The sequence below is a fragment of the Ruegeria sp. AM5 genome, assembly GCF_056540645.1.
On record NZ_JBQFXC010000002.1, the window covers coordinates 629,011 to 651,488 of the forward strand.

A 22,478-nucleotide genomic window follows, 5' to 3' on the forward strand; every position below is an offset into this window, starting at 1 on the left:
TGAGAGGACAGGAAAGGTGATCCGGGCGGAGCTTGGCCTCGATAAACCTGCCTACATCCGATATTTCGATTGGATCGGTGCGTTGGCGACCGGGGATCTGGGAACGTCGTTCTCAGGTCGGGCGAGTTCGGGTGTGGATCGATCACGTCCGGTAGTGGAACTGGTCGCACCGCGCTTATGGAACACATTGTTTCTTGCGGGTATGGCGGCGCTGATCTCGGTTCCGCTAGCGCTGTTTCTGGGCATCACCACCGCGCTGTGGCGCAATTCGCGCTATGATAAGCTGGCCAGCGCCAGCACCTTGACGGCGATCTCTTTCCCCGAGTTCTTCGTGGCCTATATCCTGATTTTGCTGTTCGGAACGCTATGGCCGGTGTTGCCGTCGTTGGCCAATGTGGAGCCAGGGATGCCGCTGGTCGAGCGGATCGTCAAATGCATATTACCTGCGCTTACACTGACACTTGTAATCGTCGCGCACATGATGCGTATGACGCGGGCTTCGCTGATCAGTCTTCTAGCTTCACCCTATGTCGAGATGGCGCGGTTGAAAGGAGAGACCGCCCGCCGCGTGGTTCTGCATCACGCGCTGCCCAATGCGTGGGCGCCAATTTCAACGGTGGTCGCGTTCAACCTGGCCTATCTGGTAGTTGGAGTGGTCGTGGTCGAGGTGGTGTTCGTCTATCCCGGCGTCGGCCAACTGATGGTCGATGCGGTCAGCTCGCGCGATATCCCGGTGGTTCAGGCGTCCGCCCTGATATTCGCCGCCACATATGTCCTTCTGAACCTGATTGCCGCCATCATTGGAATCGTCACCAACCCGAGGCTTCTGCACCCAAAATGAGCCAGACAAGCAAGACATATTCAGCCGCCGCTGAGGTGGGTCGGGTGCGGACCCGTCGCAGCAAGCGCGAGCGTATTTGGATCGAGCTGAAGAAAGCGCCGCCGACAGCAATTTTCGGCATGTTTGTGATCCTGTTCTATCTAGTCATGGCAATCGGAGCGCCGGTCATCGCGCCTTATGGTGAGGCCGAGGTATTCCCGACGCCTTACGCACCCTGGTCGTCCGAGCATTGGCTGGGTACCGACCAGATCGGGCGTGATATCCTGTCGCGGCTGATCTATGGTGCGCGCAACACCATTGGTATCGCTTTTGTCACTACGCTGCTGGCGTTCTTCATTGGAGGTGGTCTGGGGCTGATCGCTGCGATTAACCGCAGTTGGCTGGATCAATTGATCAGCCGTGGCGTAGATGTATTTATGGCCATTCCCAGCCTGATTTTCGCGCTGATGCTGCTGTCGATTTTCGGCTCGTCGGCGCTGTCGTTGATTTTGATTATTGCGATTCTGGATTCAACCCGCGTGTTCCGCCTGACTCGCGCTGTGGCGGTGAACGTGGCAGTGATGGATTATGTCGAGGCAGCTCGGCTGCGCGGGGAAAAACTGCCTTGGGTGATGCGTCGCGAGATTTTGCCCAACATCATGCCTCCGCTGGTGGCCGAGTTCGGGCTGCGATTCTGTTTCGTTTTCCTAACCATCGCTGCGCTCAGCTTTCTGGGCGTCGGTATTCAGCCCCCCACCGCCGATTGGGGCACAATGGTGCGCGAGACCGCCAACCTGATCCAGTTCGCCAAATATGATTTCAAGGCCGGGATCACGCCGCTGCTGCCCGCTGCCTCGATCGCGTTGATCACTGTGGCGGTCAATTTTGTCGTCGACTGGTTCTTGCACAAAACAAGTGGATTACGCGATGAACACTGAGACTGACCTTCTGCTGGATATGCGCGACATCCGTATCGAGGGGTTCTCGGACGAAAAGTGGAATCCGATCATCAAAGGTGTCAACCTGACCCTGAAGCGCGGTGAGGTGCTGGGCCTGATAGGCGAAAGTGGTGCGGGCAAGTCGACGCTGGGCAAAGCGGCTATGGGATACACGCAGCCCGGCTGTCGTATCACGGGCGGTTCGATCCGGTTCAAGGGGCAGGAGTTGCGGGATCTGGACGACCACGCGCTGCAGCATCTGTGGGGATCGCGGATAGCCTATGTGGCCCAATCGGCGGCTGCGTCGTTCAACCCGGCGCATAAGTTGTTGGATCAGACCGTTGCTGCAACGGTGCGCGAGGGACTGCAACCCGAGAATGTCGCGCGTGAGGATGCCCGCGCGCTTTATGCCTCGTTGTCGTTACCGCATCCCGAAACGATTGGTGACCGCTATCCGCATCAGGTCTCCGGTGGCCAGTTACAGCGGATCATGACAGCCATGGCGATGTCACCCCGTCCCGATCTGATCATTTTCGACGAACCGACAACTGCGCTGGATGTGACGACCCAGGTCGAAGTTCTGACTGCTATGCGCCGGATCGTCGAAGAATTTCATACCGCCGCAATCTACATAACCCATGACCTGGCGGTGGTCGCGCAGATGGCGGACCGGATCAAGGTGCTGCGCTATGGAGAAGAGGTAGAAGAGGCGGAAACGCGCAAAATGCTGTCTGCGCCCGAGCAAGAGTATACCAAATCCCTCTGGTCCGTGCGTCTGTTGCAAAAACAAGCCGAGACTTCGGATGATATCATCCTTAAAATTGACGGTGTGGATGCGGCCTATGGCAAGAGCGCCAAGGTGTTGCACAATGTGTCAATCAGCCTGCCGCGGGGGCGCACGGTGTCGATTGTCGGCGAATCCGGATCTGGTAAATCGACCACGGCGCGGGTGATCACCGGCTTGCTGCCCGCCACAAGCGGGCAGGTCACGTTCAATGGCGAGGTCCTGCCAAACGAACTGAAAAACCGCAGCCGTGATCAGCTGCGCAGAATTCAGATGATCTATCAGATGGCCGATACCGCGATGAACCCGCGTCAAACCGTAGGTGAAATCATTGGACGTCCGCTGGAATTCTATCATGGTCTGCGGGGCCGGGCGCAGCAGGACCGGGTCATCGAACTGCTTGAAGCCATCGAGTTGTCGGAAGACTTCTACGATCGTCTTCCCAGCGAATTGTCCGGCGGACAAAAACAGAGAATTTGCATTGCGCGCGCTCTGGCCGCGGACCCTGAGGTGATTATTTGTGACGAAGTGACGTCCGCACTGGACCAGATTGTGCAGGAAGGCATACTGCAATTGCTGATGCGCCTACAAAAAGAGCGCGGAATCTCCTATCTGTTCATCACGCATGACATTGCCACGGTCGAGGCTATTTCGGACGAGATTGTTGTGATGCTGAATGGTCAAGTCGTCGAGCAGGGATTGAAGAATACCGTTCTATCCGAACCCTTCCCGGACTATACAAAGCTGCTGCTAAGTTCGGTTCCCGAGATGGACCCGGATTGGTTGACGAACCTGCTGAAAGAGCGAAAAGAAAATCACTTAAATACAAAACATGACACTGCGTAGGCGCGGGCAATAACAACACTTGGGAAGCTCAGTCGCAGTGGATTTCTCATTTTGCTTGTATTCCGAAACTCAGTTTTTACCGACATCTCGACAGATCGGTGTAAAGAGAACCTGCAACTCAGGAGCAACTCGCGAATTAAGGTGGCTTTTGACTGGATCGCATTGATGTTCTTGTTGACAATCAGTTCGATCCTCTTTTGGGCTGCCATAGGGTTAATATTTGAGGTCGCCGCAGGCCGTGTAATTGCCTCGTTCTTCGACACCCCATTGGTGACATGGGTTGCAGTCATCGCAACCTTCCTCGCCGGGTTTCTTCAGGCAGCGCGTGCGAAGCCTTGTCGCAAAATACGAGTGCAAGGCTGCGATCAATAATGTGCGAGCGGCGCTTGACGTGATGACTGTCCCAATGGCATCATCTCCGACGGTCATGGGACTGCTCTCTGCAATGGGTGCTCGAGTAGTGGCTGGAATGCTGCAGAGCGCACCTTACATGCGTCGCAAAAAGATCTTACCGACTAAACCTCCTAGAACGACATAGTCCAATTTGGTGATGCCTTATGAACAATAGATCTGGGACCGAGTGAACGTCGATCTCAATCTGGCATCCCCTGTCTTGTTCGTTGGAGGTGGCAGTAGCACTTTGCCCAACAAGCTGCTCGCACCGCGACCACTGATGCAGGTCGCCCGGTTTTTTTCTGATCGACCCTGGCGAGCGGGCGCAGAGCTTTTACATCTCTTTTTCGCCCAACCTGACTCATGGGGACAACGCAATCCTTCGAACGCAGCATTGGGTGCAAATGCGTTATGCGGGCCCGATCCCGGTTTCCGAATTGGCCCGCACCGCTCGACTTGAGCTGCGCACTTTTGGATTCCGATTCCTGACGGCCACGGGTTTCACGCCATCGGAATACCTGCAACAGCGTCGCATCACCAATGCCTGTCAGAGGCTGGAACTATCGCAGTCCAGTATCGAAACCATCGCCCGGGATATGAGGTATATGGATGTTTCAGCATTCCGCCGAATGTTTCACGAAATAGTCGACCTCTCGCCAGGAGATTATCGCAAGCGCTTTTCTTTTCTTAAAGACGCTTCGCATTTAAGAAAATGACGTCTGAACAGCCTTTCTTGGGTCTGTTTTTGCTTTGGCCAAGCGTAATTGCGAAGGTCTGATACCTCTGCTTTCTTTTGTAATCACGACCTTGACGATATGGCGGCCTCGATGCTTCGATTGATTGCCTCGATCGGTCCCATTGCGTTAACACTCGCCAAAACGCCCATATGGCTATAGTGGTCGATCAAGGGTGAAGTCTGTTCACGATATTCAATCAGACGTGCAGCGACTGTTTCGGCCTTGTCGTCAGCACGGCGCTTAAACTCAGAGCCTCCGCAATTGTCGCAGCGTTCCGCTGCCTCAAGCGGTTTGAATGTATCATGGTAACCTTCGCCACATCCTGCACAGGTAAAGCGACCGGAAATGCGGTCGACCATTTTTTTGTCATCCACCGCAAGACTGACGACAGCACTGATCTGCTGCCCCGTTTCCGCCAATAGTTGATCCAATGCGCGCGCCTGACTAAGCGTGCGTGGAAATCCGTCTAATATCACCCCTCCGGCACAGTCCGAATCGCTCATACGGTCACGCAAGATCGAAATGACGATGTCATCTCCGACGAGCCTGCCTTCAGCCATGATAGATTCCACCGCCTTGCCTGTTTCGCTGCCGCTTTCAATCGATCTGCGGAGCAAATCGCCTGTCGACAACTGAACCAAGTCAAATTTTTGCTCAAGCAGTCGGGATTGCGTTCCCTTACCGGCACCAGGAGGGCCCAGAAGGATTAACACTTTAGACGTATTCGGGCTGGTCACTCTTTTTCCTCTTAGAGAATATCGTAAACACGACTTGGAATAGACCGCTCAGTGCCATTTCAGATGTATTAGCGGTGTATGACTGTCGTGTGTGGGCGTTGCGTCTGGTCCGTAGACCAGACTATCGCACCACATGTACAGAACAGTTTGCATGCCTGACTACGCGTGCCGCTGTGGACCCCAGAAGATAATCCTGCAATCCAGGCTGGTGGCTTGCGATAACGATGCAGTCTGCATTGTTATTCGTTGCATAATCGAGAATTCCACGGCCCGACTGTCCTTCGACAATTTCAATTTTGGAGTCCGCTACCCCGTCGACTAGTGGGCCCAGTTTGTCAGTAACACTGGTCTTTGCGATATCCAGATGGTTTCAGGAAGCAGGTCGCTTGTGTATTGCGGAAGGTGCTCAATGACATGCAATAGAGTGATATGACCACCATCCGAGCGGAGAGTTTGTGCGACATCCAGCGCTCTTTGCGCGTCGCGGTCGGTATCAAAGGAAACAGGGACTAGAATATTTCCATACATTTCTGATTCTCCAGCAGGTAGAAAAATTCAACAACCAGAGCAGGGAACAGGTCCGCCTGCCCTGGTTGTTGAAGTTAGGCCCGTAGCATTATCGAGAAGAGGGGCTACTGGGCCGGGGAGGGTCATCTTACGCTGCCACGAACATGTCTTTGTATTGGTCGCGCAGGATGTTCTTTTGAACTTTGCCCATGGTGTTGCGGGGCAGTTCGTCCAGCAGGATCAGTTTGCGTGGATGCTTGAACCGCGCCAAGCTACCGCGCACGGCCTCCATCATTGCGTCCAGATCGGGGGTTTGGCCCGGCTCTGCAACGATCACGCCCAGAACAGTTTCGCCGAAATCGGGATGTGGAACGCCCACCACGGCGCTTTCCAGCACGCCGGACTGGTCATCCAGAACCAGCTCGATTTCTTTGGGATAGATGTTGTAACCGCCTGAAATAATAAGGTCTTTGTTGCGGCCAACAATATGAACATAGCCGTCTTCGTCGATCCGGCCCAAATCGCCAGTGATGAAGAACCCGTTCTCGCGCAGTTCGGCGGCAGTCTTCTCCGGCATCTGCCAGTAACCTTTGAACACGTTGGGCCCGCGTACCTCGATCTCGCCGATCTCGCCCTGAGCCAGCGCATTGCCGTCTGAATCACAGATCTGCAGCTCGACCCCAGGCAATGGAAAGCCCACCGTGCCTGCGCGGCGGTCACCGTCATAGGGGTTCGAGGTGTTCATGTTGGTTTCGGTCATGCCATAGCGTTCAAGGATGCGATGGCCAGTGCGTTCTGCGAACTGTACATGGGTTTCGGCCAGCAAGGGTGCCGAGCCTGAAACAAACAGGCGCATATGTGCGGCCAGATTCTTGGTGAAGCGGTCATCGTCCAGAAGGCGGGTGTAGAAGGTTGGCACACCCATCATGGTCGTGGCATTGGGCATCCGCCCGATGATCTCATCCAGATCGAACTTGGGCATAAAAACGATGCTGCTGCCTGCAGCCAGCGTGACATTGGTGGCCACGAATAGTCCGTGAGTGTGAAAGATCGGCAGTGCATGCAGCAGCACGTCGTCGGATGTGAAGCGCCATTCTTTGACCAGCGTCTGTGCATTCGACAACAGGTTGTTCTGGGTCAGCATCGCACCCTTCGATCGGCCTGTGGTCCCCGATGTATAGAGGAATGCGGCCAGATCGTCGCCATCACGGTCAACGGTCTCAAAGCTGGCAGGCATTGCTGCAGCCTGCTCCATCAGGCTGCCGCTGCCATCGGCGTTCAGGGTTTCGACCTTCGCGCCAAGCTGCGCACCAACCGGGGCGAGTTTCTCTTCGCTGCGGCTGTCACAAACGATCAGCGAGGCGCCACTGTTTTCGATGAAATAGGTCAATTCATCCACAGTGTAAGCGGTATTGAGCGGCAGGAATACAAGACCTGCCTGCGCACAGGCAGCATATAGCGCCAGCGCTTCGGGCGATTTCTCGATCTGTGCCGCAACCCGGTCGCCGGGTTTCAGGCCCAGCTGCGTCGCCACATGGGCGATTTGTGCGGCGGTGCTCAGGAAGTCCTGATGGGTGATGGTCGTTCCGTCGAGCAACTGCAAAAAGGCTGTGTCTTTACCGGCATGTGCGCCGAACAAACCGTCATAGAGAGGATTGGCCATAAGGGTTACCTTTCCTGTGTCGTGGTGAGAGAGGCTGACGCGGCAAGCGATTTGGCCTCGGACGAGGCGATTACCTCGCGGGTGTTGGAGAACTGTTCGTGGTTCTGCGCTACGCGGCCAAGGTCATAAAGATAGTTGACCATGGTGCCACCGGACTGTGCCCGGCCCTTGTCCGAAACATCTGCGTCGGCATGAACCGCATGGACCAGCGCACCGTTGCCAAGATGGAACCGTGCCACTGGATCGAACGGCAGATCGCCCCGACCTTTGGCGTTCAACAGGTAATGTGCGGCCAGTGCTTTCATCTGATCGGGCTCTTCGATGTTCCAATCGATGCCTTCCTGCGACAACCATTTGGTCAGCCCCGGAATCGGCGAGAGCGTGACGAAGGTTTTCAGCCCCGCCAACTCAGCCGACAGGTCCGAGGCCACCTGTTTGATCAGCGAATTGCCGAAAGAGATGCTGGCCAACCCGGCCTGACAGTTGGAGATCGAGTAGAACACAGCCGTATCGGCCTGATCTTCGGGCAACGGATCGCGGTCTTCGGCGAGCAAGGCCTGTACGGAACCCGGAATACCGCTGTTCAGCGCCACTTCGACAAAGATCAGCGGCTCATCCGGCATTGAGGGATGAAAAAAGGCAAAGCAGCGCCGGTCAGTGGGTTCCAGCCTGCGGCGCAGGTCGTCCCAGCTGTCGATGGCGTGGACCGCCTCATACGCAATGATCTTTTCCAGAATATGCGCCGGGCTTTCCCAGTTGATCGGGCGCAGCACCAGAAAGCCACGATTGAACCAGCTGGCAAACAGGTGCCGGAAGTCCAGGTCAAGCGCCTGCAATTCGGGCTCCTTGCCGCCCAGTCGCAATAGGTCGGCGCGCATCTGAACCAGCGCTCCGGTGGCACCGGGTACCCGGTTCAGACGGCGGATCATTTCCTGCCGGGCCGGTTCCACCGCAGCCGCAAAGGTGCGATAGGTCGCTTTCGAAGGGTTGCGCTCGTATTCGTCCAGTGACGAACGTACCGCCTCGGGATCGATATTCATGGCGGTGGCGAGATAGCGGAAGAACTCCAGCTTGTCGTCATCACTCAGCGTATCGAACCGGGTCAGAATTTCCTCGGCCAGCGCCAGCCCCGAAGTTTCCCCCGCTGACCCAACCAGCGCGTCGGCCAGTTCGGTCAGCGGTCGGCCATCCGGAGCCACCGCGCCGTCGCGGCGGTAACGCCGCTCGAACACGGTGGATAGAAGATCCGCCAGCAGGGTCATACCGCTGCTCCCATCACCAGGTCAGGCAGCCATGTGGCCAGACCGGGGAACAGGCACAGCAGGACAATCGCGATCACCATGCAGGCCACGAAGGGGAGAGAGCCTGTCAGGATGGTCTTGAGCGAGATGTCGGGCGCAATGCCGTTGATCACATAGAGGTTCAGGCCGACAGGGGGCGAGATCAGGCCAATCTCCATGTTGATGGTCAGTACAACCGCAAACCAGATCGGATCGAAGCCAGCGGTGGTGATAATCGGCAGCAGGATCGGTGCCGCCATCAGGATCACAGCGACGGGCGGCAGAAAGAACCCGGCGATCAGCAGGAACACGTTGACCGCACCCATCAGAACCCAACGGTTCACGTCCAGCGTACCGATCCATTCGGCAATCGCCTGTGTGATGAACAGCGAGCTGAGCATGTAAGAGAACACACCGGCAGCGGCGATGATGAACAGGATCATCACGCTTTCCTTGGTGCTGTCGCGCAGCACGACCCAGATGTCCTTGGGGTTCCACAGCTTGTAGATGATCATCGCGATCAGCAGGCAGAGAAGGGCACCGACAGCAGCCGTTTCCGACGGGGTGGCGATACCGCCATACATGGCGTAAAGCACACCCAGAATGATGCCGAGGAAGGGCAGCACGCGCGGCAGAATCTCGAACCGTTCGGCCCAGGTGTAGCTGCCCGAACCCAGACGGGTCGCGTCACCGGATTTCCAGGTCGAATACAGCGACCAGGCCATGAACAGACCCACCAGCATAAGGCCCGGGATCACACCGGCCAGAAACAGACGGCCAATCGAGGTTTCGGTGGCAATACCGTAAACGATCATGGTGACCGATGGCGGGATCAGGATTCCCAGAGTACCGCCTGCAGCGATCGAACCGGCGGCGACGCCGTCAGGATAGCCACGTTTGCGCATCTCCGGGATACCCATCTTGCCGATGGCGGCACAGGTCGCGGGTGACGAACCGGACATAGCCGCAAATAGGGCACAGGCACCGAGGTTTGATACGACCAGACCGCCGGGAACACGGGTCAGCCAGCGTTCCAGCGCTTCGTACAAATCCGCTCCAGCTCTGGTAGAGGCGATTGAGGCCCCCATGATGATGAACATCGGGATAGACAGAAGGGCGAAGTTATCGAGTTTGCCGAACAGGATTTCCGGCATCAGTTCCAGCGAGCGCGGTCCGTCAAAGACGATTAGGAACCCAGCCGAGACGATCAGCAGGCCGATGGCCACGGACACGCCCGAGAAAAGAACAAGGATGGTGGCGATGGCGACAATAGCGCCGAGCAGAAGGGGATCCATCGGCTTTACTCCAGACCAAATGGTTTATCGATGCCAAGCAGGACGGCGACGAGATCGGCGATCAGTTGCAACAACAGCAGACCAAAGCCAACTGGGATGGCGAGGTAGGGGATCCACAGGCGAACGCCCCAAACGGTGTCGGATTTCCATCCGCGCTCCCATGCGAAGTGCCAATACTCGTAGCCGTAGAACAGCATGACTGAGACGATGGCGATGGACAGAACCGAAGTCAGGATCGCCATGTAAAAGCGGGCTCGAGGTGCGAGCGAAATCGGGATCAGGTCAACATTCACGTGACCGCGCAGGCGCTGCACATAAGGCAGACCGACCAGGGTTGCGGCGATGACCAGATAAATGACCGCTTCGGTTTGCCAAATGGTCGATTGATTCAGCACGAAGCGCACGATGATCATCTGGCAGGTGATGGCGACAGCAGCGACGATCATGCCTGCGGAACACCATCCAGCCAGAGTTGAAAGCGCAGCGACAAAGCGAAGGAAGGGATTGTTCCCTGTGTGGGAAGCAACGGCAGAGCTATGACCGGCCATTTGCGCCTCCTGTGATTGAGATGCAATTAAGTCTGAAGATCAGAGAAGATCAGAACCAAGATCGGATGCCGAGCGGCGGCAGGCCGCCCGGCAAGATGGGGTCATTCGACTGCCAGAGCCTTGTCCAGCAGGTCCTGCCCATCAGGAACCTCTTCTACGAAGGCCTTGTAAGATGTTTCCATTGCCAGCGTACGCCATGCTTCGAAGTCTTCGGCGCTCATCTCCGCAATCTCAACACCGGCGTCGGCAAAAACTTTCGCCGAGTTGGCGTCCTGTTTCTTGGCCTCTTCCAAATAGAAGGCCTGTGCCTTTTCCGATGCAGCCAGCAATGCGGCTTGCTGATCTTGGTTCAGTCCGTCGAAGGTGGATTTGTTCATCAGCAGCGGCTGATACATGAACCACAGCGCCACATCGCCCGCAGGGGTATAGCAGGCAACCTGCTCGTAGATGCGGTAGCTGACAAAGGACGAGGACGACGTGTTGGCCGCCTGCAAAACGCCGGTTTGCATGGCGTTATAGATTTCCGACGACGCCATTGATGCGATCGAGGCATCAGCGCCGGCCAGCATCTGCTCAAAGGATTTACCTGCCGCGCGAGTCTGCAGGCCTGCGACATCCTCAGGGTTCGTGATGCACTTGTCTTTACCGGCGAAGCCACCGGCCAGATAGCCATGCACCAGCACCATCACGTCGTCCTGAGCCATTTTCTCTTCCAACGCCTCCATGAAGGGCGAGTCGGCCAGACGGGCAGCGTGATCGTGGTTTTTCACCAATCCCGGCATCAGCGTCAGATTATAGGCAGGCTGCTAACCGCCGGCGTAGGACAGCGGCAGTATGGTCATATCCAATTGACCGCGGCTGAGCGGCTTGTACTGCTCGCGCGGCTTGAACAGCGATTTCGAGCCGAAAATCTTGATTTCCAGATCAACGTCCGCCGCCGCAACCTCGTCTGCAACAATCTGTGCTACTTGATGGCGAATGTCCTTGTTCGACCACTGATGTGACAGGCGCAGTTCCTCCGCTGACACCAATGTACCTGCGGATGCAAGCGCCAACGCAGCGACGGCCGTTTTGAACACTGATTTCATTTTTTCCTCCCGTTTTCAGTCCCGGATGAGCCGGGGATGAATAGAAGCATAGGGCAGTAATGTTTTTTTAGTCAAGGTTTTTGTATACAAGATATGATTTCTTGAGTTCTCGCCTAATCACAAGTAAAACAGAAACCTATGGACCAACGACTTGCAGATACCATCGCTCAGGATTTGGAAGAGCTGATTTTTGACGGGACATTTTCGGACGGTGACCGTCTAGATGAGGTCAAACTGGCTGAGCAGTTCGGGGTCTCACGAACGCCACTTAGGGAAGCATTCCAGAGACTTGCCTTGTCGGGGTTGGTCGATCTGATAGCGCGGCGGGGCGCTTTTGTCCGACAGCCCGGCCCGGTGGAACTGATGGAGATGTTCGAGGTCATGGCCGAGCTTGAAGCCGTTTGTGGTCGACTTGCGGCGTTGCGCATTTCCGATGAAGCTTTGCTTGAACTGACCGAAGCTAACAGCAAATGCCAACTGGCCGTGGATGCGGGCAATCCCGATGCGTACTACCTGGAAAACGAGCGGTTCCATCGAATCATCTATCAACAGTCCGGCAATGCATTCTTAGAGCAAGAAACTTCCAAGCTGCACAGAAGGCTCAAACCATTCCGTCGACAGCAGCTTCGGTTCCGTGGTCGTATGGCCCAGTCCATGGCCGAACACGAAGAAATTGTCAGAGCCCTGAAAAAAGGCGTACCGGAAGAAACAGCGAATGCGCTGCGTGACCATGTCGCCGTACAAGGTGAGAAGTTTCGCAACCTTATGGCTTCACTCAAGAGCGCCGCTGAGTAGCAGTTGCCATTAATACACGCGGAATTTCATTGTGAGCGCGACTGGGTTGGTCAGCTAGCGTTGATGCCAGTGCGCCTTTGAATCAGATCTCAAATATAATCGGGTCAAATTTCGAACCCCATGTAGGTGAAGATGATGACCGTAAGATAGACCATCCCGGCTACAAACGAAGGAATGATGGTCGGTAGGATGATTTCATTGGCGAAGCCACATTGAAGGCTCCCAAGGTTACCGCAGACCAGCAGCAGGATCATTATGGCGGATTTCATCACCCAGCCAACATTTAGAATCCAAAGTATCTTTTAGATAATCTGCATAGTGATCAGTATCATGAACCAACCCAACACGATGGCAATGATCGTAACGCCTCCAGGGCAGAGCTTGAAACCCTGAATTCGCACCATAACGAGGCCGAACAGATAGAAAACCGCTGAAACCTGAAGCGCGCGAGTGGCTCGATAAAGCCAATAGTACCGCGCGCTTATCCCATCGCCGAATGCCCGCTGCACCTAGTCGATCAGCTCGCCTTCATCCGGATAAGTGGTGCCCAATTCGGTTTTGACCACCCGTGCGGGACAAACAAATATTGGTGAAGATGATGAGCCGCCAGACCAGCAATGAGGGTCATATGACTACTGACGAGGCAACGATAACGAGCACCAGAATCAAACTGACGGCGATGAATACAGCTCTGAATATGTTTACTTTGGGCGGGCCGGACACGGGAATGTTCTGAAAGAAAATTGATGTAAGCAAGTTGCAAGTATTTGTTAATTTTCGAAAAACGGCGCAGGGGGGCGTCTGATTGGTCGAACTAAACGCGGCACGAACACCAAGTCACACGCCATCTGCGATAGCCAGAGGCGTTCGCTTAACCTGATTGTCACCGCCGGACAGGTCAGCGTCGGCATTGGCGCATGCGCGATGCTTGGCGACCTTCTAAATGTCGAATGATTGCCCAGGGAACGCGGCCACGATGCCGACCGGTTCCGGGAAGCATTGCAAGACAAGGGGATACGTGCCTGCAATGCAGGCTGAACGCAAAGCAAGACCCCGGTCAAATATGACAAGCGTCGGTACAGACGGCAAAACCGCGTCGAGATCATGTCCGGCAGGCTCAAGGGTCTAATGCGCGTTGCGGCGCTCTTTGACCGCTGTTCGGGGGTCTGACTCTCAGCTAGCGCTCTCGCGGAAACCGCCATCCATTGGTTGGATGGACTGACGATGGGGGCAGTTCGCTGCAATCGCCTTTGGTGCGTAAAGTGGCTTGGACTGAGCAATTCAATACAATAGGCTTTTAGGATCCTACCCCCAAGTTCGACATGTTTGTTGCAAAGATCTTCACTGTCATACCCTTGTTGTGAAAAGCATCCAGAACACGCGTCGATCCACAAACCTGAGAGGTGCCTTATGTCCTATTCCAATCGTAGTTTGATTTCGCGCCGTCAGTTTCTTGCCACTACGACCGCCAGCGCTGCTGCCATCACCTTGCATCCCTTTTCGGCGGCGGCGGCCAACAATCAGGCGCATCTGAGGATCATGGAAACCACTGACATCCATGTTCACGTGTTCCCATACGATTACTATGCGGACAAACCGCGCGATACTGTCGGGCTGTCGCGGACCGCTTCGATCATTAATGAGATCCGTTCCGAGGCGACAAATTCGCTGCTCGTCGATAATGGAGATTTTCTGCAAGGCAATCCGATGGGCGATTACATCGCCTATGAGCGTGGCATGAAAGAAGGCGACAGCCATCCGATCATCACTGCCTTCAATACTGTTGGTTATGACGCTGCCACTTTGGGCAATCACGAGTTCAACTATGGCCTAGATTTCCTTGAAAAAGCGCTTGCTGGTGCAGAATTCCCCGTGGTTCTGGCCAATGTTGCAAAAGAGACTGGGGCGTCCCCCCGCGATGATATGACTCTGGTGAAGCCCTATGCCATCCTTGAGCGTGAGATTGAAATGGGGGATGGCAGCAAGCATCCGATCAAGGTTGGTGTCATCGGATTTACTCCGCCTCAGATCATGAACTGGGATCGCAAGCATCTGGAAGGCAACGTGCAGGCGCGTGACATAGTCGAAACGGCGCAGGCTTACGTACCCGAGATGCAAGAACAAGGGTGTGACCTGATCATTGCCCTGTCGCATTCAGGCATTGGGGATGCTGATCATGCTGATGGAATGGAAAATGCTTCGGTCGTTTTGGCGGGGGTTGATGGCATCGATGCGCTGGTGACCGGGCATAATCACCTGGTGTTCCCGTCCGCTACCTTTGCGGATCGCCCTGGAATTGATGTCGAAACGGGGACCTTGATGGGTAAACCTGCGGTCATGGGCGGCTTCTGGGGGTCGCATCTTGGCCTGCTGGACCTGCTGCTTGAGCGCGACGGAAACGAATGGCGCGTGGTGACGACCACGTCTGAAGCGCGCCCGATTTCAAAACGCAACGAAGACCGTTCGATCACAGCACTTGTTGGCGACGATCAGAAGGTGCTGGACTCGGTCGCGAAAGATCACGACGAAACACTGGCTTATGTACGCAGGGCGGTCGGCAAGACATCGGCCCCGCTGCACAGCTACTTTGCGCTGGTCGCAGATGACCCATCGGTACAAATCGTCTCGATCGCGCAGAAATGGTACGTCGAAGAGATGATGAAGGGCACCGAACATGAGGGTCTGCCCATTCTATCGGCCGCAGCGCCGTTCAAGGCAGGGGGTCGCGGCGGCCCGGACTATTACACAGATGTTCCGGTAGGCGATGTTGCGATCAAAAACGTGGCTGATCTTTACCTGTATCCCAATACCGTGCGCGCGGTACGCGTGAACGGTGCTCAGGTTCGGGGTTGGTTGGAACGCTCGGCGGGTATGTTCAATCAGATCGAGGCGGGATCCGAGGATGCGATTTTGCTAAACCCGGACTTCCCGTCTTACAATTTCGACGTGATGGACGGTGTGACCTACCAGATCGACTTATCGCAACCGTCGCGCTTTGGACCCAAGGGGGAAGAGATCAACCCGGATGCAGCCCGTATCGTAGATTTGGCCTTCAACGGTGAGGCGGTCACGGATGACATGGAGTTCATCATTGCCACCAACAACTATCGCGCTTCAGGCGGCGGCTCTTTCCCGGGCGCAATGGGTGATACCGTCGTGTTCGAAGCCCCTGACACCAACCGCGACGTGATCGTGCGATATATCGTCGAGCAAGGAACAATCGATCCCAAGGCCGATGCAAACTGGTCGTTCGCGCCGCTTTCTGACACTACCGTGTTGTTTGAAACTGGTCCAAAAGCGCGCGACTACATGGGCGAAGTCAAAGGCGTCACCATCGAGGATGCCGGTGAAGGCGCTGATGGGTTTGCGGCATTCCGCATCAGGCTCTAGCAAGGGTAAGGTCCAAATTACAGTGTGAGCGGCCGTCTTAGATCATTCATCTGACGGCCGTTCGAAGGTGCTATGTTGCTGGGCCCCGTTCAGTCTTCATCTTGAAGCGGAAGCCTATCGCGCACGAGATTTGCCCAGTATTCCGCGCCGATCGGCAGTAACGCATCGTTGAAGTCGTAGTCATTCGAATGCAGCGGTTGCCCATTCGGGCCAGTTTCACCGTTGCCCAGCAGAATAAAGCAGCCGGGTACGGCTTCGCAGAAATGCGCGAAATCTTCTGAAAAACTCATCGGCTGACGATCGGGGAGGGTGTCCAGTCCGGATTGCTGCGCGACGCGGATGGCAGCTTCGGTCGGGATCGGTGCGTTGATCGTTTCGATGAACTCAGTTTTGAAATCCACTTGGACCTCAACGCCATGGGCGGATGCGATGCCATGCGCAATCCTGCGGATGTGTTCTTCGATCTTGTTTCGATCTTCGGGGCTGCGTGCCCGCGCATCACCCTTTAGCGTCGCGGTTCCTGGCAGGACGTTGCGCTGCCCATCGGTCAGAAATTCGGTCACCGACACAACCGCCCCGGCGCCCGGGGCCAGCTTGCGCGCAACAATTGTCTGAAGCGCCAGAACGATCTCGGACCCGATCGTCAGCGCGTCACGCCCCGCCTGCGGCATGGACGCATGACCCCCTTGCCCCTTGATCGTAATTTCGAACAGGCTTTCCGAGGAACAGATCTGCCCAGTTCGGGTCGACATCTGTCCGGCGGGCGCCCCGGGCAGGTTATGTATGGCGTAGACTTCTTCGATTGGAAATCGCGTCAAGACATTCTCTTCCAGCATTGCTTTAGCCCCAAGGCCAAGCTCTTCATTCGGTTGAAACAGGAACACCACCGTGCCGCTGAAACCGGGATCCGAGGACAAAGTCTTTGCTGCGCCCAACAGCATCGTCATGTGACCATCATGGCCACAGGCGTGCATAATGCCGGGATTTTGTGACACGTAATCATGATCGCTGGCTTCTTGAATGGGTAGCGCGTCCATATCTGCGCGTAATCCGATCGCGCGGTTGCCTTGACCGGCCCTGAGGATACCCACCACGCCCACGCCTTCATGAACTTCAAGCCCGTATTGACGTAGCAGCGCCGCAACTTTGGCTTTGGTTTTCGTTTCATTGAAGCCCAATTCGGGGTGTCTGTGGAATGACCGCCTAAGTTGGCGCAGTTCGGGTTGGTTCAATTCCATGGCGGTCAATGTTCCCAGATTACAGGTGCTATCCGAGCGGGGCGAACTCGGACTCTAGCCCTGATTGGTAGAGTACGATGGCAGACGGGTCCACCGGCACGGCATCTCTCAATCGTTCTGTCCCGACCAGCCTCGCCTGAATGAAGTCGGCGCTGCGCCGTATCGTTTCTTGAACCGAACTGTCAGTTGGGTCGCGCTGCCAAAACCCGTGGCGGCCGCAATTTCAGCAACGGTCATTTCTGTTTCGCTTAGCAACGCGTAGGCGCGCGCCACACGCAACTCGATGTAGAATTGTACCGGGGAAACCTCGACATACTTTTGAAACAGCCGCTCCAACTGTCGGCGAGAAATCTGAACGATATTGGCGATCTCAGAGATATCCAGAGGCTCTTCCAGATTCTCATGCATGATCTGGATGGCGTTGATCAGGTATTGGTTCCGACTGCCCAACGCGACAGAAAACGCGGATTTCTGGAGCGTTTTTTGATTGTTGGATCGTGAGTGGATGCACATGTCCGAGACGATGATGGCCAGATCCTTTCCGAAGTCGGTTTCAATCATGTCCAGTACCATATCGGTTGCCGCGTTACCTCCACCGCAGGTCATCAGATCATTGTCAATCTCATACAGGTTCGCCGATGGTGTCAGGTGTTCGAAGTGTTCAACAAAGGCGGGTTGGTTTTCCCAATGCAGTGTGAACCTCTTGCCGGTCAGCATACCTGCCTTGGCCAGCGTAAATGCGCCGGTACAAATTCCACCAAGCTTGCAGCCAAACGCTTTCTGACGGCTGATCCACGAAAGGATCGTTGAATTAATGCTTTCCGATGGTTCGATCCCTGAACACACAAACAATCTGGATGATCGCGGTAAATTATGCAGAGCCAAGTCAGCTGCTATTTCGACTCCATTGGAGCATCGAACAGGGTTCCCATCCTCAGAGATCAGAAACCACTTGTAGAGCTCTTTGTTGGTGACCTGATTGGCGATCCTCAGCGGTTCAACCGCTGCGCTAAAGGCAAGCATGGTGAGTTTCGGCAGCAACAGAAAATAGATCTCGTTGGATGATCCGTCATAATCGATGTCGAACGTCGCGGCCCCTTTCGGAACGAAATTCCTAGGTTTCATGCTCTCTTTTCCCAGTGCGGACCTGGATGGATAACCGGCCCGTACAATATCGTATCGATCGAAACACCAGCGTATCAACTTCGCAGATCTCAAGCGAGAGGTCCTACGACAACAATTGGCCAGCGCGTAGCTGCGAGCTTGTCTGAAAGACGGCAACTGAGGATTTAGCCGGGCCAATATTTGGGCCGGTGGCAAAGCATTGTTAACTGGACTAACAATCGTATCTGTCGTCAACCTCATGAATGGTGAATGCCAAAAGTTCAGGCCCAGTGTGGTATCAACCGCATTCGACTGCGCTGTCGATTCACACGATCAAGCTAAACAGCCTGAGTTTTGCCTGCAAATCGCCGATTTCGTACACTTTCAGGCGATGCATCATAGTGATCCCGGAACGCACGCACCAATGCACTTGTGGAAGAAAAGCCCGTAGCGGTCGCCACTTCAAGATAGGTCATCTCGGTAAATTGAAGCAGGCCATAGGCCCGTTCTAGGCGAAGTTCCCGATACGTTGTCAGCAGTTTTACACCCGTTCTGTCCAGAAACCGCCGCTGTAACTGGCGCGTTGATGTACCAAGCGCCATCGCAAGTTCTGGTATCCTAAGCGGATCCTCCAGATTGTTCTGCATCTTTTCAACAACCTGTCGCACCATTGGGTCGGCTTTTGAACGTCTGATCAATCGAGCTGCCAGTTGGCTTGCACATGTAGTTTGCCTGTCGGCCAACCCGATATAGCTGCGTACTGACTCGGCCAGATGCTCACCGTGATCAAAGGCAACAAAATCGGACAACAAACGCAACGTGCCCAATCTGGTTGATGCGCTATGGGTGCGGCTATCTGAGGACCAGTATGTACCCGAACCGACGTCGATCAGTCCAACCTCTTGCGCTGCGGCAGAAAAGTTGGGGTGAACCGATGCAATTCGCTTGGTTGCGCGAGCGGTCTGGGCGAGAAGAAACACTGCACCGCCAACGAGAATTGATCGGGAGGACAGGTTCAATACTTGGGCGATCCAGGTTTTGTCCGACGGTGTCAGAGGCCAGCTTTTGTAGATATCCCCCCAGAAAATCGCGGTTCGCCCGGCCCAGTGCAAGGGTCCGCCCGCCGCGCCGTCGGCAATGGTGCGGATATTTGTAATGTATGTATGGCCTTCGTTCAGTTCATTCAGGGCACGATAGAAATCAACCAGCATATCTGCCGATGCTTCCGCTTCGGCCTCGCAAAGAATGATCTCGATATGATGATCTCGTTTGGGTCTTGCCAACGTGGTTTCGGTCAAATGCGCATGGTCATTTACAGGGACATAATGCTTCATTTCTCCTCCACCTTCTTTAGCGCTTCGGCCGCGAGCAGTCGTTCCCGAATTCGGATTGAAACCCCCGCCAGTTGGCGGGGGTTTATTGATTGAGGTTTATTCAGCTGCGTCCATGTATTCGGTCATTGGAGGGCATGTGCAGATGAGGTTTCTGTCGCCGTATGCGTTGTCGACGCGGTTGACGGGGGACCAGTATTTGTCGACGCCCATGGAGCCTGGGGGGAAGCAGGCCTGTTCACGGGTGTAGGGACGGTCCCAGTCGCCGACCAGATCGCGCACCGTGTGGGGAGCGTTTTTCAGCGGGTTGTTTTCCGCGTCGATCTTGCCGTCGATGATGTCCTGTGCCTCGGAGCGGATGGACAGCATGGCGTCGCAGAAGCGGTCCAGCTCGTCCATGGGTTCCGATTCCGTGGGCTCGACCATCAGGGTGCCGGCCACCGGCCAGGACATGGTGGGCGCGTGGAAGCCGCTGTCCACCAGACGCTTAGCGATGTCATCGACGCTGACATGGGCCGCTTCGTCCAGCGGGCGGGTGTCGAGGATGCATTCATGCGCCACGCGACCCGTTTCCGAGGTGTAGAGGATCGGGTAGGCATCCTTGAGCCGCGCCGCGATGTAGTTGGCGTTCAGGATCGCCACTTTCGTGGCCTGCGTCAGACCCGCGCCGCCCATCAGCAGCACATAGGCCCAGCTAACCGGCAGGATCGAGGGCGACCCAAAGGGCGCCGCCGAGACCGGACCCACGGCAGTGCCGTATTCCGGGTGGCCGGGCAGATGCTCGGTCAGATGCGCTTTGACGCCGATCGGACCCATGCCGGGGCCACCGCCGCCATGGGGGATGCAGAAGGTCTTGTGCAGGTTCAGGTGGCTGACGTCACCGCCGATGTCTCCGGGACGCGACAGGCCGACCATGGCGTTCATGTTGGCCCCGTCGATATAGACCTGACCGCCGTGATCATGGGTGATCTGGCAGACCTCCTGCACGGTGGTCTCGAACACGCCATGGGTCGAGGGGTAGGTGATCATGCAGGCGGCCAGATGATCGGAGTGCTTTTCAGCCTTGGCGCGGAAATCATTCAGATCAATGTTGCCATTCTCATCCGCCTGCACAGGCACAACCTGCCAGCCGACCATCTGCGCCGAGGCCGGGTTGGTCCCATGCGCCGAGGTCGGGATCAGGCAGACATTGCGCTGCCCTTCGCCCCGGGCGAAGTGATAGTTGCGGATGGTCAAGAGGCCTGCGTACTCACCCTGCGCGCCCGAGTTGGGCTGCTGGCTGATCGCGTCATAGCCGGTGATCTGGCACAACTTGTCGTTCAGATCATCGATCATCTCATGATAGCCCTGCGCCTGATCTTCGGGGCAGAACGGGTGCAGGTTGCCGAACTCGGGCCAGGTGACCGGGATCATCTCGATCGTGGCGTTCAGCTTCATGGTGCACGAGCCCAGCGGGATCATCGCCCGGTCCAGCGCCAGGTCGCGGTCGGCCAGACGGCGCATGTAGCGCGTGATCTCGGCCTCGGCCCGGTTCTTGTGGAAGATCGGGTGGGTCAGGTACTCGCTTTCGCGCAGCGCGTAATCCGGCAGGCGATAGGCCACGTTCGAGCTGTCATCCTTGCGGTCGATGCCGAAGGCCCCCCAGACCGCCTCGATGGTCTCGGGGCGGGTCTGTTCGTCCAGGCTGATGCCCACTTTCGTGTCGCCGACCTTACGCAGGTTGACGCCCCGGGCCACAGCGGCCTCCATGACCGTTTTCTGCAGATGGCCAACCTCAACCGTGATCGTGTCGAAGAACACTTCCGGCTCCACAGCAAAGCCTGCCTCTTCCAGACCGGCAGCCATACGCGAGGTCTTGCGGTGCACCGATTGCGCGATGGCCTTGATGCCGTCGGGGCCGTGATACACGGCATACATCGAGGCAATCACCGCCAACAGCGCCTGCGCGGTGCAAACGTTCGAGTTGGCTTTCTCACGCCGGATGTGCTGTTCGCGGGTCTGCAGCGCCAGGCGGTAAGCCTTGTTGCCCCGGCTGTCGATGCTGACACCGATGATCCGGCCCGGCATCGAGCGCTTCAGCTTGTCGGTGGTCGCCATATACGCGGCGTGCGGGCCACCATAGCCCATCGGCACACCAAAGCGCTGGGTCGAGCCGATGGCGATATCCGCGCCCATCTCACCGGGCGACTTCAGCAGCGCCAGCGACAGGATATCGGCGGCGACGATGGCAATCGCCTTGTGTTCATGCAGCGCCGCAATCTCGGCGGTGAAGTCGCGCACATGGCCATGGGTGCCGGGGTACTGGAAGATGGCGCCAAAGACCGCGCCCGCATCCAGCGTGTCCGGATCAGCCACCTGCACCTCGATGCCCAGAGGCTCGGCGCGCGTTTTAATCACCGCGATGGTCTGCGGGTGGCAGTTCTTGTCGACAAAGAAGGCCGCGTTGTTGGCCTTGGACCGACCGCCGCGCTTGGCCATGGCCATCGCTTCGGCGGCAGCTGTGGCTTCGTCCAGCAAGGACGCGTTGGCCACGTCCAGCCCGGTCAGGTCGCTGACCATGGTCTGGAAGTTCAACAGTGCCTCAAGTCGGCCCTGGCTGATCTCGGGCTGATAAGGCGTGTAGGCCGTGTACCAGGCCGGGTTCTCCAGAATGTTGCGCAGGATCGGCGCCGGCGTGGTGGTGCCATAATAGCCCTGACCGATCAGCGAAGTCAGAACCTTGTTCTTGCTCGCCACTTCTTTCATGTGAAAGAGCGCATCGCGCTCGGTCATCGCCGGACCCCAGTCCAGCGGCTCTTTCTGCCGGATCGCGGGCGGGACGGTGGCGTCGATCAGCTCGTCTAGCGTCTTGAAGCCGATCACCTTGAGCATGTCGCGCATCTCGGTCGGGCTGGGCCCGATATGGCGGCGGTTGGCGAAGTCATAGGCTTCGTAATCGGTCAGTTTGAAGGCCATGTGTGCGCTCCTCAAGGATAGGTCAGGCC

At 56.4% G+C, this 22,478-nt stretch carries 19 protein-coding genes and 2 pseudogenes; 7 read left to right on the forward strand and 14 right to left on the reverse strand.

Translation table 11 applies throughout. The features are described from left to right. The first annotated feature begins 16 nt into the window (after positions 1 to 16). The 4 genes from ACR0AH_RS08680 (at position 17) to ACR0AH_RS08695 (ending at position 4,497) form a co-directional block, all read left to right on the forward strand. Entirely contained in the window at positions 17 to 841 is an 825-nt protein-coding gene (locus ACR0AH_RS08680) for an ABC transporter permease (RefSeq protein ID WP_480591431.1), read from the forward strand. Then, positions 838 to 1,758: an ABC transporter permease gene (locus ACR0AH_RS08685; protein WP_170596389.1), complete on the forward strand. Its 921-nt coding sequence runs from the start codon at positions 838 to 840 to the stop codon at positions 1,756 to 1,758. Before ACR0AH_RS08680 ends, ACR0AH_RS08685 begins: the two co-directional genes overlap by 4 nt. After that, on the forward strand, positions 1,748 to 3,388 hold the full coding sequence (locus ACR0AH_RS08690) for an ABC transporter ATP-binding protein (RefSeq protein ID WP_170732829.1): 1,641 nt from the start codon (positions 1,748 to 1,750) through the stop codon (positions 3,386 to 3,388). Before ACR0AH_RS08685 ends, ACR0AH_RS08690 begins: the two co-directional genes overlap by 11 nt. A 797-nt stretch (positions 3,389 to 4,185) precedes the next feature. Next, the gene (locus ACR0AH_RS08695) at positions 4,186 to 4,497 is read left to right on the forward strand and encodes a helix-turn-helix domain-containing protein (protein ID WP_170611906.1); all 312 of its coding nucleotides are present in this window, start codon (positions 4,186 to 4,188) and stop codon (positions 4,495 to 4,497) included. A gap of 83 nt (positions 4,498 to 4,580) precedes the next feature. Here the strand turns inward: ACR0AH_RS08695 and ACR0AH_RS08700 are convergent, their stop codons facing one another. From ACR0AH_RS08700 to dctP, 8 genes and pseudogenes are all read right to left on the reverse strand, one after another. Continuing rightward, on the reverse strand, positions 4,581 to 5,255 hold the full coding sequence (locus ACR0AH_RS08700) for an adenylate kinase (RefSeq protein WP_480591434.1): 675 nt from the start codon (positions 5,253 to 5,255) through the stop codon (positions 4,581 to 4,583). Between the two features lie 121 nt (positions 5,256 to 5,376). Continuing rightward, positions 5,377 to 5,619 carry a universal stress protein gene (locus tag ACR0AH_RS08705; RefSeq protein ID WP_480591667.1) on the reverse strand — a complete coding sequence of 81 codons (243 nt, stop codon included), beginning with the start codon at positions 5,617 to 5,619 and terminating at the stop codon, positions 5,377 to 5,379. Beyond that, entirely contained in the window at positions 5,574 to 5,783 is a 210-nt protein-coding gene (locus ACR0AH_RS08710) for a universal stress protein (RefSeq protein WP_480591437.1), read from the reverse strand. The genes ACR0AH_RS08705 and ACR0AH_RS08710 overlap by 46 nt, the downstream gene beginning before the upstream one ends. A 127-nt stretch (positions 5,784 to 5,910) precedes the next feature. After that, positions 5,911 to 7,425, reverse strand: coding sequence for a malonate--CoA ligase (locus ACR0AH_RS08715; protein WP_480591440.1), 1,515 nt, complete (start codon positions 7,423 to 7,425; stop codon positions 5,911 to 5,913). 5 nt (positions 7,426 to 7,430) lie between these two features. Next, positions 7,431 to 8,687, reverse strand: a complete 1,257-nt coding sequence (locus ACR0AH_RS08720; protein ID WP_480591442.1) for a malonyl-CoA decarboxylase — start codon at positions 8,685 to 8,687, stop codon at positions 7,431 to 7,433. Next, positions 8,684 to 10,000: a TRAP transporter large permease gene (locus ACR0AH_RS08725; protein ID WP_170423173.1), complete on the reverse strand. Its 1,317-nt coding sequence runs from the start codon at positions 9,998 to 10,000 to the stop codon at positions 8,684 to 8,686. Before ACR0AH_RS08725 ends, ACR0AH_RS08720 begins: the two co-directional genes overlap by 4 nt. A gap of 5 nt (positions 10,001 to 10,005) precedes the next feature. Continuing rightward, entirely contained in the window at positions 10,006 to 10,548 is a 543-nt protein-coding gene (locus ACR0AH_RS08730; protein ID WP_170423175.1) for a TRAP transporter small permease, read from the reverse strand. 101 nt (positions 10,549 to 10,649) lie between these two features. Then, positions 10,650 to 11,636 (reverse strand): annotated as a pseudogene (gene dctP / locus ACR0AH_RS08735) (TRAP transporter substrate-binding protein DctP). A 138-nt stretch (positions 11,637 to 11,774) separates the two neighbouring features. Here dctP and ACR0AH_RS08740 point away from each other — a divergent pair. Then, positions 11,775 to 12,431 carry a GntR family transcriptional regulator gene (locus ACR0AH_RS08740; RefSeq protein ID WP_170423179.1) on the forward strand — a complete coding sequence of 219 codons (657 nt, stop codon included), beginning with the start codon at positions 11,775 to 11,777 and terminating at the stop codon, positions 12,429 to 12,431. A 104-nt stretch (positions 12,432 to 12,535) separates the two neighbouring features. Here ACR0AH_RS08740 and ACR0AH_RS08745 read toward each other — a convergent pair whose 3' ends face one another. Further along, complete coding sequence (locus tag ACR0AH_RS08745) at positions 12,536 to 12,700, reverse strand: hypothetical protein (protein WP_170732836.1); 165 nt, start codon at positions 12,698 to 12,700, stop codon at positions 12,536 to 12,538. 33 nt (positions 12,701 to 12,733) lie between these two features. Next, on the reverse strand, positions 12,734 to 12,940 hold the full coding sequence (locus ACR0AH_RS08750) for a hypothetical protein (protein ID WP_480439039.1): 207 nt from the start codon (positions 12,938 to 12,940) through the stop codon (positions 12,734 to 12,736). A 268-nt stretch (positions 12,941 to 13,208) separates the two neighbouring features. Here ACR0AH_RS08750 and ACR0AH_RS08755 point away from each other — a divergent pair. Beyond that, positions 13,209 to 13,601 (forward strand): annotated as a pseudogene (locus tag ACR0AH_RS08755) (IS5/IS1182 family transposase); the annotation flags it as partial. Positions 13,602 to 13,841: 240 nt separating this feature from the next. Next, the gene (locus ACR0AH_RS08760) at positions 13,842 to 15,821 is read left to right on the forward strand and encodes a bifunctional 2',3'-cyclic-nucleotide 2'-phosphodiesterase/3'-nucleotidase (protein WP_170637181.1); all 1,980 of its coding nucleotides are present in this window, start codon (positions 13,842 to 13,844) and stop codon (positions 15,819 to 15,821) included. An 89-nt stretch (positions 15,822 to 15,910) separates the two neighbouring features. Here the strand turns inward: ACR0AH_RS08760 and ACR0AH_RS08765 are convergent, their stop codons facing one another. The 4 genes from ACR0AH_RS08765 to gcvP form a co-directional block, all read right to left on the reverse strand. Continuing rightward, the gene (locus ACR0AH_RS08765) at positions 15,911 to 17,059 is read right to left on the reverse strand and encodes an amidohydrolase (protein ID WP_170735870.1); all 1,149 of its coding nucleotides are present in this window, start codon (positions 17,057 to 17,059) and stop codon (positions 15,911 to 15,913) included. A 108-nt stretch (positions 17,060 to 17,167) separates the two neighbouring features. Next, positions 17,168 to 18,184, reverse strand: a complete 1,017-nt coding sequence (locus ACR0AH_RS08770; RefSeq protein WP_170801809.1) for a GlxA family transcriptional regulator — start codon at positions 18,182 to 18,184, stop codon at positions 17,168 to 17,170. A gap of 317 nt (positions 18,185 to 18,501) precedes the next feature. Then, entirely contained in the window at positions 18,502 to 19,497 is a 996-nt protein-coding gene (locus tag ACR0AH_RS08775; protein WP_170561483.1) for a helix-turn-helix domain-containing protein, read from the reverse strand. Positions 19,498 to 19,593: 96 nt separating this feature from the next. Further along, positions 19,594 to 22,449 carry an aminomethyl-transferring glycine dehydrogenase gene (gene gcvP / locus ACR0AH_RS08780; protein WP_170509015.1) on the reverse strand — a complete coding sequence of 952 codons (2,856 nt, stop codon included), beginning with the start codon at positions 22,447 to 22,449 and terminating at the stop codon, positions 19,594 to 19,596. Positions 22,450 to 22,478: the final 29 nt, after the last annotated feature.